This is a genomic window from Paraburkholderia sp. BL23I1N1, assembly GCF_003610295.1.
Taxonomy (GTDB): Bacteria; Pseudomonadota; Gammaproteobacteria; order Burkholderiales; family Burkholderiaceae; genus Paraburkholderia.
This window is the reverse complement of the sequence record NZ_RAPV01000003.1, coordinates 193076-208954: the sequence shown is the minus strand read 5'-3', so window position 1 is coordinate 208954 and position 15879 is coordinate 193076. Positions and strand designations below refer to the sequence as shown.

Here is a 15879-nt window from a genome sequence, read left to right as displayed (position 1 = left end):
TGAGTGCTATATCTGCGGCCCTGCGCACGAATATCCAGACTTATTTAATGGCCGCCTGATGGCAGGCGATATCAGCCGGCGAGATTCTGATCAATTCGTAGGGCGCCAGCAGACTTTTTGCGATCTTCCTGCCACGTATACGTGGCGTCAATGCAACGCTTGCTGCCACGGGTGAAAGTCGGGGTACCCGTCGATCGCCATGCCGCGTCTGTACAAAATGCGCTGCGAGGGCTGCCGATCCGCGACGACCGACCACGTTGCCAGCGCGCACGACACCGCTCCAACAATTGGCGAAGCGGCCAATCGCTGGGCGCGAAACCAGATAACATATGGATGACCGCTTAGGCCGATGAAGGAGCGTTCGTCTTTGACAATCGGATGGCCGGTTAGGGGTGCGGAGCCGACGCCTGAGCGTCCGACCGACGACGCATGTGAATGGCGGTTTGTGGCCGACACCCGTCCGACGCGATCGGCCGCGCCCGACCCAGGCTGTGTGGAAACCCAATGGAATTACAATACAACGCATGACTGCTGCCCCCAGCGGCGCGTTTGGCTGCCTTTGCGGCCATTACGGCGACGACGGGAAGGTGAACCTCTCTGATACGTTTTAGATGAGCTTAAGGGTTTTGTTTCAGGACCTACGGGGCGCTCACGCACCCACCAGCCGCATTGCCTTCTATGGCTACCTGAACCGGGTTCAATCGAATCGTCGCCTGGAACGGGAGTGCCAACGCAATGTTGAATTGATGTGGCTCACGGGTCGCCTCGCGCCGGACTTCAAGACCATTGTTGACTTCCGTCGTGACAACGGCGCAGGCATCCGCAACGTATGTCGGCGCTTCGTGACGCTGTGCCGTGAGCTGAAGCTGTTCTCGCAAGCGCTGGTCGCCATTGACGGCAGCAAATTCAAGGCAGTCAATACGCGCGATCGCAACTTCACCGAGGGTAAGGTCGACAAGCGCCAGAAGCAGATCGAGGAGAGCATTCAGCGGTATCTGAACGCGCTGGAGACCGCAGATCGTACGCAACCCGCTGAGCTGGAAGCAAAGACGACCCGGCTGAAGGACAAGATCGCGCGCTTGCGCGAGCAGATGCGAAACCTCGAGCAGATCAAGGAGCAACTCAAGACTGAGCCTGACGGTCAGCTCTCGACGACCGATCCTGATGCACGCTCCATGGCGACTAGCGGCAAAGGCTCGGGAATGGTGGGCTACAACGTACAGGTAGCAGTAGACGCCAAACACCACCTCATCGTCGCTCACGAGGTCACAAACTCTGGCAGCGACCGGGCGCAGCTTAGCCCCATGGCAAAAGCTGCGCGCGACGCGATGGGTAAGACCAGACTGCGGGCAGTCGCCGATCGTGGCTACTACAGTGGGCCTCAGATCAAGGAGTGCGCGGATGCGGGGATTGCGGTCATGCTGCCGAAGCCGACAACATCAGGTGCGAAATACCACGGCCGATTCGACAAGGCAGACTTCATCTACATTGCGCGGGACGACGAATACCAATGTCCAGCTGGAGAACGGGCAATTTACCGTTACACCAGCGAGGAACACGGGATGCAGCTACACCGATACTGGAGCAGCGCCTGTTCGCAATGCAAAATTAAATCACAGTGCACGCCCAGCGACCAACGACGGATAAGTCGATGGGAGCATGAGTCGGTGCTGGAAGCAGTTCAACGTCGGCTGGACAAGACACCTGATGCGATGACCGTGCGCAGGCGAACCGTCGAACATGTCTTCGGAACGTTCAAGCATTGGATGGGCTACACACACTTCCTGATGCGCAGGCTGCCCAACGTGGGTACCGAGATGAGCTTGAACGTACTTGCCTACAATCTCATGCGCGTGCTGAGAATCCTGGGCTTCAGGAAGACGATGAAGATCTTCAGTAGCACTGCTGGATGATAGGACGGGCGACCTGTAGTCGACGGCATCGCGCCATCGAAGCCCAGTGATGCAAGGTCAAGCTCTTCTACAAACGCCTCGATAACCCTTACCGGGTTGTCCTCTGCGACGAAGTCATCGAGGCACTCTGGAAGCAGCGTCACCTGCTTGCGATCTTCACCTTCTATGAATCGCTTCATCCGGTCACCCATGCTGAATGAGTTGATCCAGTTTAGGCGATCAGCGTGTTTTCACACAAGCTCGACCCAAAGGTGCCATTTGGACTCTACACATGAATGACGGCTTTCCGCGCATCATGTGCCCACGATAACCAATGTCGAATGGGGCGTCCCTCCTCGTTACGCCGGGCCGTGAACGGCCTATTACGGTTCAGTCGCACGCGGGAGAGACACTGAAAACGAGGTCTCCATCTCGTCGGACCGTGCCTCGATCGCACCGTGATGTGCCTTGGCGATTTCACTTGCAATGTACAGCCCCAATCCGAGGCTATCCGTCCGGTCCGCTTCGCCCTGATGGTCCGGCCCTCGCGTCAGCGGATCGAAGATGCGCGCCAGCGTTGCGTGCTCGATGGCAGCTCCGGAGTTTTTAACTTCGATACGGACATGCCTTACATCACCGGTAACTACCACGCGCACTGGAGTGTCCTGTGCCCCGTACTTGACGGCATTGAGTACCAGATTTGCAAGCAATTGCTGCATGCGCCGCCCGTCCCAGACTCCCTGTAAATTGCCACGTACCTGAAGCTCAATCTGCCTGTCAGGATGCACAGCGCGCAACTCGTCCAGCTCGTCAGCAAGCACATCCGCCAGATTGACGCTCGTGGACGCTAGGTTGATGCCCAAGCCCAGTTTGGTCCGGTTGAAATCCGTCAGGTCATCAAGCAACGCCTGCATCCGGGCTCCGCTACGTATCAGGCGGGCGGCGGCTTCGGATACCCGCTCCCCGGCATTCAGCGCTTCAAGGTACGATGCTGTCATCTGAATCGCCTGGAGCGGGCTGCGCATGTCGTGCCCCAGCATGCCAAGCAGGAGATTACGACTCTGCTCGACCTGCGCACTAAAAAAGGCGACTGATTCGACAAGTGCCTGATCGATCGCTTCGTTGAAGCGAATGGCGTCGTCCAGATCAGGCGCTTCGGGTTGGCAATCGTCCATCCACAAGCGAAGCACGCTTGCGCGCAGTGCGCGATATTCGGCGGCGAGCTGGTTGATATCGAAACCGGCCCGTGCCCGCAGAAGGGCGTGCGTTTGCGCGGCGGTTTCAGTGGCATCGATCAGACCGGGGCCCCGCCCCAATGATTTTGCGCGCTGGGCTTCCCTGGTTTGTGAAGTCCGCAAGTCCGTTGCCACGGCTAGCAAGATCTGCTGCGCGTGGTTGCGTAATGCCAACGATTCCATGTTTGCCGCCGCCGGCAGGAGGGTAGCCGCAAACGCCTCCCATTGCGCCAGAATCAGTTCCCCGTCGCGCGAGATGAAGTCAGCAAGTCGCATGTAGGCGTCTCCGAAGTGTAATTGGGATACCAGGGTCCGATCAGCGTACGTATGTTACGCGCAAATCAGGGACAGACTTCAATCGGGGGAACGCTCCCGTTGTGGGGCGACGCCTTCGTGGGCAGCCTGGCCGCCTGGCCGCGCAATTTTGGTGAGACCTCATTTGTATCGCGAGAACAGGCGCGGGCGGATGGTACGCTGGCGTACGCAGCGAATATGCGAGCGCAACGTTAAGAGAGCGTGCTGCCATCTCGAGGGCAGGTTTATTCGAATTGCAGCCACGCATGCCGCGTGTCGCACCCTACCGTTATTGTAGTGGGAGAGTGTGCCGGAGAACGCGACCGACATAATTCGCCCTATGAGGCAGTCAACTCTGCCCGAAACGTTCACTCAGGGCATGCCAGTTTCTCCCGAAACTCGCTCGAACGTTTGCGGCTACCTTCGCGAGCCAGAAAGACATGCACCGCCCACGGAGGTAATAGGCGGAGCCCACATCTCCGTCAACGGCGAAGAAGCACAGCCACCATAACCGGTGGTCGCATGCGCAAACCCCCGATGGAAAGTAAACACTGCTCCGTCTGTGCCATCATCCCGTATATTGACCCGATTTCTGGAGCTCATCATGAGCACCAAATGGTTTTCGAAATTCTCAAGCTACTTTTCCACAATGACCGGCAGACCAGCCACCTTCGTCGTGGCAGCCGGCCTTGTGATGCTGTGGGCGGTCACTGGCCCGGTCTTTCACTACAGCGACACGTGGCAACTCGTGATCAACACCTCCACCACGATCGTCACGTTCCTGATGGTCTTCTTGATCCAGAACACACAGAACCGCGACACGGCCGCAATGCAGATCAAGCTTGACGAGCTGATCCGTGCGGTGGAGGGCGCGCATAACGCACTGCTTGATCTTGAAGAGCTTGAAGAGAAAGACTTGAGCCATTTCCGCAAACATTACGAAAAACTGGCCGAAGAAGCGCGCGCCGCGCTGCGCGCTGGCGGCAGCGACACCGATTCTCCCTTCGTCGACAATTGTGATGACCTTGACGAGAATCGGCGAAGCGGTAAAGATCGCGACGACAACCCGGAATCCTCACTGCGACGCAGCTGACTACGGCGCGGTCGACATGCTGACGCAGGCTAACAAATTTTTTGGGCTGCGAGCCGGGGACCGTAACCCGCGACGCGCCGCCCAGCGGTGGTTGGCCGCACCCGACCGAGATGGAATGGAGACCACCCTCCCTTCCGGACAGCGTCACGTGGCAACTGCGCATCGTCGGGTTTCCGTGGCACGGCGCTCGCGTTGCTGGGTGATCCTGATCTGGCGTGCAGTGGACGACATGCATTGTCCGTTGAAGCATCCGCCTCGCGGCGCGGCTGGCTGCCAGTCCCGCGCACGTCAATGCTCAGTTCAAAGGCCGCGCTGCGGCAGTGGCACGAGAACGACCTCGCCACCCAGCTCGAGTTCGAAACACAATTGCAGGGCGAGTGCGGCGCGATGTCGCCCTTGTCGAGGTCGTAATGGCCTTCCAGCAGAAGCGCGAACCGGTGTTTCACCCAACTTCGACCGTAGCTCGCGGCGCGGCCGGCGTGGCGCGAGCGACACCGACCTGTGAAACAGACAAAGGGGCGCGCCAACCCAAACGGCTATAGCGCTTAAAGTGGATCCGGCTCGTCTCTCGAATCGCCCGCCCCCCGCTTTGCGCACTGGCGGCTCATCGCTCGTCAGGAGACGTTCGTTGGCAGAGCGCGAAGGATCGAAACTGGCCGGGATGAGTCCGTCGGAGAGCAACTCAGCGCCCGTTGAAGCAGCCCGCGTCTGGTGCGCTGGCGAGGCGATGCGCCGATACGAGGTTGCAGAGGCCTGTCGCGCCGGGATTCCCGTCAAGCTCTGGTCGCCCTGGGCTGCTCCGTACGACTGCGGACCTGCCGCCAGTAGCGCATTGCCTGCTATTGCGACACAACTTTGGTTGAAATCGCACACTAAGTTACAGCTTTCCTTGAAATTTCCGGCGCAGTAGACACAACTTTAGTTGAAGCCGAAATCGCTCGCGAGGGCCCGTGCCGTCTGGCCAGGCGAGGTTTGTCGCGGCCGGAAACGTGCATGCAACTTTAGTTGCGTGAGCGACGCGCGCTTGCATGGGCAAGTTGTGGATCACGATCTGCAAGCGCCAGCCGCGCCGGCGCGCCGACGGCGCCTCGCGAAATATTTTGAATCCTCTCTACAAATAGCGGCCATTACGCCGATACCCAAAACGCAGTCATCGGCCGCGACACCCTTTGGCCGCTCTCCCTCAATATCGAATGGAAAATAGATGACGAATAAACTCAGTCGGCTCGCCTTCGCTCTCATTCTGGTTGGCCTCGGCGCATGCTCGCGCGGACCGGTCACGCTTGTGGCGACGTCCACGCTCGAGAACTCGCCCCCCGGACTGAAAGCGACGCTGAAGCTGAACGGCTTCGGCCCGGATGCGAGCGGCGGCGACGGCACACTGACGGTCGCACGGGAATCGGGAACTCACGCGATGACGCCGGAAGGCTCCTACGCCGTCAAATGGCAGTGGATCGCTAACGACAGTTCGTTTGTCGTCTCGGTTCCCGAGGTTCACGCGGGGCTCAGCTTTAAACCTTCGCCCGTGTCGCGGAATCCCACGCGTACCGCGCCGGCTTTCTGGTGCCTCGAATGCGAGCGCGATCGTCCAGGCGTCGGCGATCTGATCTGGTTGCCAGGCGTCTTCTCGAAGAAGAGTTAGACACGGGTGAGCGGCGCGGGCACTTTGGCGTCGAGCCAACGTGCTCGTACAGTAAGCTTCGACCCGAGCCGCGAAGGTGCGTATTGACCTGGCGGTCCGGTTCCGCTCGGGCGAACTCTACCGCCGGCCAGCGCGCATTGGCGACGTCGCGTTAGCGAGATTGCCCCCTGGAGCGACATGCGCTTGACTCGGCCCGTACAATGCGAAAATGGACGGCATCTGGTGAGTGGAGGCGTGCAGCCCAATGATTGAATATGTAAGCGACGCGCTGCTCGCGGCGCTTTTTCCGGCTGACGCGGGCGGCCCCGGGATATTGCGCATCGCCGGGCCGGTTCAGGTCGACGCGACCATTGAGGCCAGCGGAATCGACTTTGATGGGACCCGGCACCTCGTATTTTTCGCTGATGTGATGACCTACGCGGGACACGACGAGCAGTTTGTGAGGGAGACCGCCGCTGCTTGGAACGGAGGCTTTGTGCCAGCCCCCGATTCACGGCTGGTCAAATTCTTTCGTGCCGAGGCAGACCGTGAGACCATGTTTTACCCGGACGAATGGCCGCTGCCGGATCCCGCGATGATCTGGCAGTTCAGCGAGGCGCTCGGTATGGCGCTCCTGGCGCATGCCGACGTCTTCCCGGCGACGGCCCAATACTTCTACATGCCTCAGACTGGGAAACTGGACGCGTTATATAATAGGCTGGCTAGGAAATTTGAGCGCGGCGAAATGGGGGCAACGTTTCGCTGTGTGACCCGGCCGGCATCTGACGAAGGAGGTTTTTATGGCTTTGAACGCATCTAGCAAGCTTCGCCCGAAGGTGATTGCGCTGCAAAAACGCGGGGTGGCCGTGCTCCTTCAGCGTACGGAGGCAGCGGCCGAGAGCGGCACACTTGCGGGGAAGAGCGCCCGCGAGACGTATCGCGCGACGGTGCGAGTCCGGACAAGGCGCACTGCGGACTCAGAATCGTAACCGGTTCGATATTCTTCCGGCCGAGCAAAATGCCACCGCAAGGTGGCGTTTTTGTTGTGCGCCGAGCATGCGCAACAGCTTGGGGGTGTGAGTCCCCTGTCCAACCTGATGGTGGTGAAGGACTAGCGAAACGCAAGGGCGTCGTCGTGAGGCGGGGTCTGAAGGAAGCGTGTAGCAAAGCCATGACCTGACGAACAGAAACCAGATGCGAGGCCTACCTGGCCGGACGAGCAAGCAATTGATTGCGAAGTCCATAGCCATCAAGGGCTGGGGTGGTAGATCTGGCAGGTGTGTGGGGAAGGCGGTTGCGCTTACCTCGGGAGGCCTGCACGGCGTCCTGAAATGAGGACTGAGCGGCTCGCAAGGGCCGTTGACCACCGTGCAGGAGTCAGCAGAGGGCATATTAGGGCGGCGACGCCTGAAGGCCCGAACGGAAAGGAGCGGCGAGTAAGCCGGAGAACTCGACATGGGAGCGCAGCAGAAAACGCATCGCGTCCTCGACAGCGGAGGCAGGGGTGAAGCTCCGATGGCTGCTGATCGAGGGGCTGAACCTATGGCGGCGAACCCCGAGTCTGAAAGCCCGTCGGCATATGACCGACTGATGGAAGAAGTCTGCGAAAGGGGGAACCTGAAGCAGGCGTTGAAGCGTGTGAAAGCTAACAAGGGCGCACCGGGCGTGGACGGGATGACCGTTCAGGCATTACCGGCGTACCTGCGGGAGCATTGGCCGTCGATACGGGCCACGCTGCTGAACGGCACATACCAGCCTCAACCTGTGAGACGGGTCGAGATACCCAAGCCGGATGGCGGTGGCGTGCGCAAGCTCGGCATCCCTTCTGCGCTTGACCGATTCGTCCAGCAGGCGGTCTTGCAGGTGTTGCAAAGGCAGTGGGACCCGACGTTCTCGGACTCCAGCTACGGTTTCCGTCCGGGACGCTCGGCGCATCAGGCAGTGGCGCAGGCGCAAAGCTACATCCAGTCGGGGTATCGATGGGTTGTAGATTTGGATCTGGAGAAATTCTTCGATCGCGTGAGCCACGACATCTTGATGAGTCGGGTGGCAAAACGGGTTAGTGACAGACGCGTTCTGAAGCTGATTCGCTCCTTCCTGACGGCGGGCGTGATGGAGCACGGGCTGGTTGGTGCGACGGACGAGGGCACCCCCCAGGGTGGTCCCCTGTCGCCGTTGTTATCCAATCTGATGCTCGACGATCTTGACCGGGAGCTTGAGCGACGCGGGCTGCGTTTCGTGAGGTACGCCGACGATTGTAACGTCTATGTACGCAGCGAACGCGCGGGCCAGCGGGTGATGGCGGGGCTGAAAGCCTTCCTCACCGGCAAGCTGAAGCTGAAGGTCAATGAAGCGAAGAGCGCCGTCGCACGGCCACACACGCGGAAGTTTCTGGGCTTCACCTTCTCGGGGCGGGAGCAGATCAAACGGCGCATTGCGCCCAAGGCACTGGCTCGCTTCAAGGATCGGGTCCGGGAACTGACTCAACGCACGCGCGGGGTCAGCGTCGACCAGATGATCGGCGCGCTGAAACGTTATCTGGCAGGGTGGCGGGGCTACTTCGGTTTCTGCGAAACGCCCAGCGTTCTGCAACGCCTGGATGAATGGATACGCCGCCGCATCCGCTGCTTCTTCTGGAAGCAGTGGAAACGGGGCCGCACAAGATTCCGGGAGCTGACAGTACGCGGCGTCAGCCGAAACCTTGCTGCCCAGACGGTCGGTTCGCCACACGATGCGTGGCGGCTGAGTTGCAGTCCCGCGCTGGGCATCGCCTTGTCAAACCGCTACCTTCGCTCGCTGGGGCTTCCATCACTAAGGCCATAGTCGATTAACCGATCCGAACCGCCGTGTACGGACCCGTACGCACGGTGGTGTGGGAGGGGTCGGGCCGCGAGGCCTGCCCCTATCCCGATTTGGGAAAGCCGCAGCGTTCCGCTTTGGCACACAAGAAAAGATACCAAGAGGTCCTGAGTTGGGCTGTATGTGCGTATCTGGCTGGCACCAATATCCTGATTCCAGCTCAGGATTCATCGGTCAGCAAGGCCTGCCCGCAATCCTATTAGCTTGACTACAGCCCCCTGTTAACCGGCCGGGAGCAACGGACCTTCACACCACGATGGCTGCGCACTCTGAGAAATCGTACGGGCTGGGGTCCGTGTTCTGGTGGGCCACGCCAACAAGCGTCTTTAGTTGCGGCGCAAGCGATACCGAAGTCCCAATAGGCACAACCGTGATGCCTTCCTCAATCGCGGCGTTGACTTGATGGAAGCCTTCGATCCAATGCAGATCGCTTCCGCGTGGCACGATCAACGGCACCTCAAACGATCCCTTTTTGAGCATTCGTTTGTGCATTTCCACTTTGGGCCGTACCCTAAAGTTGGAGAAAATGGACAGGCTGAGCAGCCCCTGCTGTCGGGCTGCTCATATCGGCATCCTGTCCATTCTTGAGACATAAATAATGGACGTCAAACGTGGTGGATGTCCATCAAATTACGGATTTGGCCGAATGCGATCAACCGGATCGGCAACGCGATCGCCGAGACCGGCGTTAACGAACACCGATCTCGGCGATTCAACGGAGACCGTTGCCGAGTATCCGTCAGCGCATCCCGTCTTGAACGCACATACGCGCGGTGCGAAGGTGTAGCCATCGTAACGACGGAGCACATGCGATGGAGAACACCACGGGAGAGACTGTATCGACGGGCACGCGGCGGCCTCGGCGGGGCGAGGCGTTCTGGCGAGAGATGTTCATGGCATGGAAAGGAAGCGGACTTGGCGAGCGTCACTTCTGCCGTGAGCAGGGACTTGCGGTCAGTACGTTCGATCTGTGGCGCACGAAACTATCGAACGTGGAGGATGAAACCGAGCGTCCGCTGGCGGTCACCCCTGACGCGGCGTTCGTCGTTTCCCATGCGGGCATCGGGGCGCCGCCAGCGGTGCCATCACCGACAGTGGACACGTCGTCTACGCGTGATCGGGTGACGCTGTCCCTCGCCGGCGTTCGCATCGAACTGACGGGCGCGCACGCCGAGCGCATCGTGCGCTTCGTGCTCGGGCAGCTTGGAGGTGCGCGTTGCTGATCGCCGCCGACGTTCGTGCCTACATCTGCCGTGATCCGGTCGACATGCGCAAGTCGATCGACACCCTGTCGTATCTGGTCGAACCGCTTCTAGCCCAGAAGCCGGCCTCTGGCAATCTGTTCGTGTTCGTTGGTCGGGACCGCACGAAGGTCAAGTGCTTATATTGGGACCGCACCGGTTTCGCGCTCTGGTACAAGCGGCTTGAACACGGACATTTTCCATCACCGTCGTCACTCGCCCAACGTGGCTTCACGCTCGCTGAACTCAACGCCTGGCTGGAGGGCATCGAGATCCCGGCGCGCGAGCCGCATCGTGCCGTCGCAGTGAAGCGCGTTAGCTGAACTGGCTATTGCCTGCGCAGATACAACGCTCTCCGAGCTTGTAAACGTCGCGCGAGTTGGGCATCATGATAGCCATGCCGCCCACCGCCATCACTGTCGCGGATTTGCCGGTCGAGCCCGATGCGCTGCAAGCCTTCGCGCTCGAACAGAACAGGCTGGCATGCGTGCTGTGGGAGCAGCTGGAAATCCTGCAGCACCAGATTGCCCAGGCGAACCGCGCGCGCTTCGGGGTCAGCTCCGAGCGGCTGGCGGCCCAGGCGGAACTATTCGATGCCGCTACGGAGTTACCGGTTCCGCCCGAGCCGGACGAGGTTCCGGTTGCGGGCCACACCCGGAAGGGACGTCCTGCCCTGCCGAAGGACCTGCCGCGCACGCGCATTGAATACGATCTGAGCGACGAACAGAAGGCGGCATTCGATTCACTCGAATGCATCGGCGAAGAGCGCAGCGAGACGCTGCACTACGAGCCATCCAGGCTCACCGTCATTGAGCATATCCGCCTCAGATACGCGGCGAAGAAGGATGGTGAGTCGACCATCGTGACGGCGAGCGCCCAGCCTTCACCGCTGCCGAAGAGCAATGCGAGCGCGAGCCTGCTGCCTAACATCCTGGTCAATACCTACGTCGATCATCTTCCCTTGAACCGCCAGGAGACGCGCTACGCGCGCCGTGGTGTGTACCTGCCCCGGGCAACGCTGTGTGAATGGAAGCTGGCGGCAGCCGAGCTGCTCGAAGTGCTGCTGCCGCCGCTACGGGCTCACCAGTTGCAGGCCCCGCGCATGCACGTGGACGATACAACGCTGCCGTTACTCGAGAAGGGTCGCACGGCGACGCGCACCGCACGATTATGGGGATACCTGGGTGCGGGGCAGCGCGAGGAGAACGGGGTCTGGGTTGACCACCCGCCGGCGGTCGTGTTCGAATTCGCTGAGTCGCGCTCCGGTTCGCATCCGCTGCGCTACCTGCAAAAGTACAAAGGCTATCTGCAGGCGGACGCATACAGTGGACATGGCGCACTCTACGAAACCGGAGATATCGTCGAGGTCGGATGTTGGGCGCATTGCCGCCGACGCTTCTTCGAAATCGCGAAGGCGCAAAGCAAACCGGGACTTGCGGCGCAGGCGCTGCAGTGGATCACGCAGTTGTATGCGATCGAGTCGCGGATCAAGGACCAGACGCCTGACCTCAAATATGCGGCGCGGCAAACTGAGGCACTGCCGCTACTCGTGCTGTTCCGGCAATGGCTGGAAGGCAACGTCATCGGTTTGCCGGCTCAGGCGCCGCTTGCAAAGGCCTTCGGCTATGCGTTACGTCACTGGCCGGCGCTCGTTCGCTACACTGAGAGCGGTATCCTGCTGCCGGACAACAACGCTCTCGAGCGGCAAATCAGACCCATTGCCCTCGGAAGGGCGAACTGGCTCTTCGCGGGCTCCCCGCGCGGCGCCCGCGCGACCGCCACGATGTATTCGCTGCTCGGCACGGCTCGCCTGAACGGTTTCGAGCCGTACGCGTGGCTCAAGGACACGCTCGAGAAGCTGCCATCGTATCCTGTCAATCGCGTGCACGAACTGTTGCCGCTCGCCCGTTAAACGACATCACATTCATGGACATTCTCGACTCACTTCGGCAGGCGCCCAGCGCCGAACTCTATCGCCTTTATCTCGCCGTCGGAAAAATGCTCGATGATCCCCGACGCATCCTGGAAGTACGGCAGCGCCTGCACCTCGGCATGGCTATCAGTTATATCGCAGACAACCCGCTGGCCCCTCCATTGCAGGGAACCGTCGTTGAGCTTCGGCAAACACAGGCGGTCGTTCAGGACAATGCGAGCCGGCGCCGCTGGGCGCTACCGTACGCGGCGATCGTTCCCGATAGCGCAGCCCCGATTCATTCTGAACCGGCACCGCCACCACCGCGCGCACAACGCGAAGAGTTCCTCGTCGGCGACACCGTCGGTTTCACCGACAAACACCTGAGTGAGCGTGTCGGCACCATCGTCAGACTCAACTCGAAAACGGCCTCGATTGCTGTGACAGATTCCGAGGGTCACTGGCGCGTTTCCTATGGTCTGCTGCGGCGTATCGTTGATCTATAGCCCTATCAACTCTGGTCGGAAGACAACATCATGGCCAAGCCCAAGATCGACGCAAAACGTGAACATCGCATTGAGATGGAAGTGGTGGTCGACGCCTATACCGAGGAAGAGCGGGCGACGTCGTGGTACTGCTATCTGGAAGAGCAGCTCACGTTTCCATTCGAGGCCGGCATTCGCCAGGCAATGGCCTCTTCACCACTGCACCCGGGTGAACACGTCTCGGTCGCCGGACTCGCTCATGAAGACCTATGTCGGGTTGGCATCTTCGTTTGGGCCCGGTGGGGCCAACGTGACGTGGTGGCACCCCTGGCTCAGATCGTCCCGGTGAACAGCGACAAACCGACACGACTCGCCGTCGCTGACTGGCACTACTGGCACGATCAAGGTTACGCGTTCTGACATCCAGAGAGCCGTCGCACTGTCGCAGCGGGATCTCGCTCACCTCGTCCTGATATCTCGCGGCGTTGTTGGTCTCGTACTAAATCCCCACTTCTAACGGGTTACGCTGACGGATACGTTGCCGACCCGAAGGAGCCGCCCGGGTCTTCCCGATGCGGCCGTTCGCGAACGAACAACGACGCGGCGGGCAGCCGTGACGACGGGTTTTCTCAACGCTTGGGGCGAGAAAATATGTTGACGAGATTCCCGTCAGGGTCGCGCAGCAGGAGCGAGCGATTGCCCCACGGCATCACCGCCGTCGGCATCACGATGTTTGTCCCGGACGCATTCATCCGTTCGAACACCGCGTCAACGTCCTCCACTTCAAACTCCAGGATCGCCGACTGATTCGCAGCCGCTGTGGCAGCACCGACATTAAAAAGCTTAATCAGGTGCTCAGACGAAATCGCAAGCGTCGCTCCGTCGAACCGCATTTCGGCAAATCCATCAGCCGGACGTACAGCCTCGATACCTGAAAGCCTTTGATAAAACTCCACCAGCCCATCGATATCCCGGGTAACAACACGAACCGATGCGAACTTCATTTTGAGCTCCTCGCCAAGAAAGGAAGCTCAGTCTAATGGTCGATACTGTCAGATTCTGGCAGTATTGTGCGGCTCGCGACGTGATTGAGCCTGCGCCACTCACGAAGCAGTGTTGACCGTCTTTTGGGGTAGCGCTCTTCCAATTGCTCGACGTTCGAGATCCGGTCCGAACGGAAATTCCGAAAATCAGCTCGAAGCTCGCACCAACACATCAGGACCCGCGCCTGGTCGAAATACACCAGGGCAAAGGGCCAAACGACACGCTGCGAGTGAATACCACTGGCGTCCACGTAGGTAATATTGAGCTTCTGCTCTTCTCGGACTGCGGCACGCAGAAGGTCAGGCGAGACTTTGTGGGCAGGTCTCTTCAACGGCGCGCCGACCAGCAGCGAAGACTCTTCCAATTCGCGACGCAGTTCAGTGGGCAGTATGGCGGCTATCTTCGCAAGCGCGCTCAGCGCACCGGATGATAGCGGCTTGTCGCAGCGATCGGCCACCCAGCGCATGCCAAGAACCAGGGCGTCGAGTTCCTCTGAGCGAAACATCATGGGCGGCAGCATGAAACCCGGTTTCATAACGTAACCAACGCCCGGTTCCCCCTCGATCATTGCTCCTTGCGCCTGCAAACTGGCGATGTCCCGGTATAGCGTGCGGATGCTCACGCCGAGCTCCTCGGCCAGGGCTTGGCCACGCACAGGACGTCGATAACGATGTAACACTTGCAGGAGATGAAGGAGTCGTTCGGAGCGGGACATACGTGAATCCTGATATCGACACTGAAGCAAATCGACGACGCCATCGGTTACATCAAGTTGAATGCAATAGGTAGCGTCCAGACAGCCATTGCATTGTTGACGATCTATGCGGCTCTGTCGAACGTCTCAGACTGGCCGATTGTCGTCAGATGAGCGCGCTAGCCGAACTGTGTAACTGCCGGCTGATGCTCTAAGAGGGAAATTTTGTGTGCTACAGATTTGCTACAGCATTGGTAGCAATCCATATTTGACGGGCCTTGCGCCTGTCATTCCACCCCCTGAACTACGGGGAGAGGACCAAACCACAACAATCGCTGCAGTCCCACCGACGAACAGCCCCGGCCGGGACCCGGCGAGTCCAAATTCGCCAGCGAGGCGCAGAGTATATCAAACACGCCCAGCCGCGAGGAGGGCTGCAACGCACGTCCCACAAAGCAAACGGCCCAGCGGGCATCACCCGCTGGGCCGCGCGAACCGCACGGCGCACTACCGCATTACATCAGGCAGCGCCCCTCCGGTTCAATCGAGCTCACTCAGAATTCCACCACCGCAAATTCCGCTTTGCCTACATCGCACAGCGGGCAGCGCCAGTCGTCCGGAATCGCGGCGAAGCGCGTGCCCGGGGCGATACCTTCTTCGGGAAGGCCTTCTTCTTCGTTGTAGATCCACCCGCAAATCAGGCAGACCCAGCTCTTATATTCAGTCACTTCAATTACTTCGCTCACGACGTACTCTTCTTTGGTCCAATGCAATGATCCGCCCAGTCTGCCCCTTTTTTGGGCACGGCGGCGACCCGCAATATTACCGGAATTTGTCAAACGGACCGCCAATTACCGATGCGGCAGCACCGCAATGCGTGTCAGACGCGTCCGCACCCGCATGACGGACCCCGTCATACACAGCGTGTATGCTTTGATCCGCAGCTCATTTTTTGGACAGGCGCAGCGGGCACCTGGCATGCGTTGCGACGATCGGCCTCAGGCGACTGATGCCTCCATCGACGCCTGCATGGCCCGCGCATGACTTTCGTTTCCCCAAAAAGGAGAAAAACGATGTTTAGGAACAAATGGTTGGCCGGAACGGTACTGGCCGGGTTGCTCGCCGTATCGGGCGCGGCGCAAGCCGCAGGCGTGTCTTTCGTGCAGCCCGCGGACGGTGCAACCGTCAGCAATCCGGTGCACGTCGTGTTCGGCGTCGACGGTATGACGGTCGCGCCGGCCGGCACGATGACGGAAGACACGGGCCATCATCATCTGCTGATCGACGGCAAGCCGCTTCCCAAGGGCGAAGTGATTCCCGCCACCGACAAATCGCTTCACTTCGGCAAGGGCCAGACCGAAACCGATCTGACGCTACCGCCAGGCGACCATACGCTAACGCTGCAATTCGGCGACGGCGCGCATCGCTCGTACGGTCCGGCAATGAGCAAGACCATCACGGTGCACGTGAAGTAAGCACGTCGCACGGCTGAAGGGCCGGTCGGGTGTG

Annotated in this window: 15 protein-coding genes and 2 pseudogenes; 11 read left to right on the top strand and 6 right to left on the bottom strand. The window is 60.0% G+C overall.

All coding sequences use genetic code 11. The annotated features are described in order from the left end of the window. Positions 1 to 665: 665 nt before the first annotated feature. Positions 666 to 1913: pseudogene (locus B0G76_RS40140) on the top strand (IS1182 family transposase); the annotation flags it as partial. On the opposite strand, the pseudogene B0G76_RS43410 reads toward B0G76_RS40140, so the two are convergent. After that, a pseudogene (locus B0G76_RS43410) lies at positions 1850 to 2092 on the bottom strand (IS5/IS1182 family transposase); the annotation flags it as partial. The pseudogenes B0G76_RS40140 and B0G76_RS43410 overlap by 64 nt on opposite strands. Before the next feature lie 183 nt (positions 2093 to 2275). After that, a complete protein-coding gene (locus B0G76_RS40130) occupies positions 2276 to 3403 on the bottom strand; it encodes a sensor histidine kinase (protein WP_120298262.1) in 1128 nt (375 codons plus the stop codon). Positions 3404 to 4025: 622 nt separating this feature from the next. On the opposite strand from B0G76_RS40130, the gene B0G76_RS40125 reads away from it, so the two are divergent. The 4 genes from B0G76_RS40125 to ltrA all read left to right on the top strand — a co-directional run bounded on the left by B0G76_RS40125 (position 4026) and on the right by ltrA (position 8958). Next, a complete protein-coding gene (locus tag B0G76_RS40125; RefSeq protein WP_183082320.1) occupies positions 4026 to 4514 on the top strand; it encodes a low affinity iron permease family protein in 489 nt (162 codons plus the stop codon). Between the two features lie 1204 nt (positions 4515 to 5718). Then, positions 5719 to 6156, top strand: coding sequence for a hypothetical protein (locus B0G76_RS40120; RefSeq protein ID WP_120298261.1), 438 nt, complete (start codon positions 5719 to 5721; stop codon positions 6154 to 6156). Positions 6157 to 6400: 244 nt separating this feature from the next. Next, complete coding sequence (locus B0G76_RS40115) at positions 6401 to 6955, top strand: hypothetical protein (RefSeq protein WP_120298260.1); 555 nt, start codon at positions 6401 to 6403, stop codon at positions 6953 to 6955. 635 nt (positions 6956 to 7590) lie between these two features. After that, positions 7591 to 8958 (top strand): group II intron reverse transcriptase/maturase, encoded by a 1368-nt coding sequence (gene ltrA / locus B0G76_RS40110; RefSeq protein ID WP_120292804.1) that lies wholly within the window; start codon positions 7591 to 7593, stop codon positions 8956 to 8958. A gap of 282 nt (positions 8959 to 9240) precedes the next feature. Here the strand turns inward: ltrA and B0G76_RS40105 are convergent, their stop codons facing one another. Further along, positions 9241 to 9474 carry a hypothetical protein gene (locus tag B0G76_RS40105; protein WP_259460977.1) on the bottom strand — a complete coding sequence of 78 codons (234 nt, stop codon included), beginning with the start codon at positions 9472 to 9474 and terminating at the stop codon, positions 9241 to 9243. A 332-nt stretch (positions 9475 to 9806) separates the two neighbouring features. Between B0G76_RS40105 and tnpA the strand changes: the two genes are divergently transcribed. The 5 genes from tnpA (at position 9807) to B0G76_RS40080 (ending at position 13052) form a co-directional block, all read left to right on the top strand. Next, positions 9807 to 10217, top strand: a complete 411-nt coding sequence (gene tnpA, locus B0G76_RS40100) for an IS66 family insertion sequence element accessory protein TnpA (protein ID WP_120298258.1) — start codon at positions 9807 to 9809, stop codon at positions 10215 to 10217. Next, positions 10211 to 10558, top strand: coding sequence for an IS66 family insertion sequence element accessory protein TnpB (tnpB, locus tag B0G76_RS40095; protein WP_147394152.1), 348 nt, complete (start codon positions 10211 to 10213; stop codon positions 10556 to 10558). The genes tnpA and tnpB overlap by 7 nt, the downstream gene beginning before the upstream one ends. A 65-nt stretch (positions 10559 to 10623) precedes the next feature. Further along, positions 10624 to 12147: an IS66 family transposase gene (tnpC, locus tag B0G76_RS40090; RefSeq protein WP_120298257.1), complete on the top strand. Its 1524-nt coding sequence runs from the start codon at positions 10624 to 10626 to the stop codon at positions 12145 to 12147. A gap of 14 nt (positions 12148 to 12161) precedes the next feature. Then, positions 12162 to 12653 carry a hypothetical protein gene (locus B0G76_RS40085; protein WP_120298256.1) on the top strand — a complete coding sequence of 164 codons (492 nt, stop codon included), beginning with the start codon at positions 12162 to 12164 and terminating at the stop codon, positions 12651 to 12653. 30 nt (positions 12654 to 12683) lie between these two features. Next, on the top strand, positions 12684 to 13052 hold the full coding sequence (locus B0G76_RS40080; RefSeq protein ID WP_120298255.1) for a calcium-binding protein: 369 nt from the start codon (positions 12684 to 12686) through the stop codon (positions 13050 to 13052). A 209-nt stretch (positions 13053 to 13261) separates the two neighbouring features. On the opposite strand, the gene B0G76_RS40075 is transcribed toward B0G76_RS40080, so the two are convergent. The 3 genes from B0G76_RS40075 to B0G76_RS40065 form a co-directional block, all read right to left on the bottom strand. Further along, the gene (locus B0G76_RS40075; RefSeq protein WP_120298254.1) at positions 13262 to 13636 is read right to left on the bottom strand and encodes a glyoxalase/bleomycin resistance/extradiol dioxygenase family protein; all 375 of its coding nucleotides are present in this window, start codon (positions 13634 to 13636) and stop codon (positions 13262 to 13264) included. 32 nt (positions 13637 to 13668) lie between these two features. Further along, positions 13669 to 14391: a YafY family protein gene (locus tag B0G76_RS40070; protein WP_120298253.1), complete on the bottom strand. Its 723-nt coding sequence runs from the start codon at positions 14389 to 14391 to the stop codon at positions 13669 to 13671. A gap of 533 nt (positions 14392 to 14924) precedes the next feature. Then, positions 14925 to 15116: a rubredoxin gene (locus B0G76_RS40065; protein ID WP_074285028.1), complete on the bottom strand. Its 192-nt coding sequence runs from the start codon at positions 15114 to 15116 to the stop codon at positions 14925 to 14927. Positions 15117 to 15443: 327 nt separating this feature from the next. Here B0G76_RS40065 and B0G76_RS40060 point away from each other — a divergent pair, with 327 nt between their 5' ends. Beyond that, a complete protein-coding gene (locus B0G76_RS40060; RefSeq protein WP_120298252.1) occupies positions 15444 to 15845 on the top strand; it encodes a DUF4399 domain-containing protein in 402 nt (133 codons plus the stop codon). Positions 15846 to 15879 lie beyond the last annotated feature (34 nt).

What these genes read in the sequence shown, in the direction of transcription:
- B0G76_RS40080 (WP_120298255.1), top strand. Translation starts at nt 12,684, where the DNA reads ATGGCCAAGCCCAAGATCGACGCAAAACGTGAACATCGCATTGAGATG.
- B0G76_RS40075 (WP_120298254.1), bottom strand. Translation starts at nt 13,636, where the DNA reads ATGAAGTTCGCATCGGTTCGTGTTGTTACCCGGGATATCGATGGGCTG.
- B0G76_RS40070 (WP_120298253.1), bottom strand. Translation starts at nt 14,391, where the DNA reads ATGTCCCGCTCCGAACGACTCCTTCATCTCCTGCAAGTGTTACATCGT.
- tnpC (WP_120298257.1), top strand. Translation starts at nt 10,624, where the DNA reads ATGATAGCCATGCCGCCCACCGCCATCACTGTCGCGGATTTGCCGGTC.
- tnpA (WP_120298258.1), top strand. Translation starts at nt 9,807, where the DNA reads ATGGAGAACACCACGGGAGAGACTGTATCGACGGGCACGCGGCGGCCT.
- B0G76_RS40125 (WP_183082320.1), top strand. Translation starts at nt 4,026, where the DNA reads ATGAGCACCAAATGGTTTTCGAAATTCTCAAGCTACTTTTCCACAATG.
- B0G76_RS40105 (WP_259460977.1), bottom strand. Translation starts at nt 9,474, where the DNA reads ATGCTCAAAAAGGGATCGTTTGAGGTGCCGTTGATCGTGCCACGCGGA.
- B0G76_RS40130 (WP_120298262.1), bottom strand. Translation starts at nt 3,403, where the DNA reads ATGCGACTTGCTGACTTCATCTCGCGCGACGGGGAACTGATTCTGGCG.
- B0G76_RS40115 (WP_120298260.1), top strand. Translation starts at nt 6,401, where the DNA reads ATGATTGAATATGTAAGCGACGCGCTGCTCGCGGCGCTTTTTCCGGCT.
- B0G76_RS40120 (WP_120298261.1), top strand. Translation starts at nt 5,719, where the DNA reads ATGACGAATAAACTCAGTCGGCTCGCCTTCGCTCTCATTCTGGTTGGC.
- B0G76_RS40085 (WP_120298256.1), top strand. Translation starts at nt 12,162, where the DNA reads ATGGACATTCTCGACTCACTTCGGCAGGCGCCCAGCGCCGAACTCTAT.
- B0G76_RS40060 (WP_120298252.1), top strand. Translation starts at nt 15,444, where the DNA reads ATGTTTAGGAACAAATGGTTGGCCGGAACGGTACTGGCCGGGTTGCTC.
- ltrA (WP_120292804.1), top strand. Translation starts at nt 7,591, where the DNA reads ATGGGAGCGCAGCAGAAAACGCATCGCGTCCTCGACAGCGGAGGCAGG.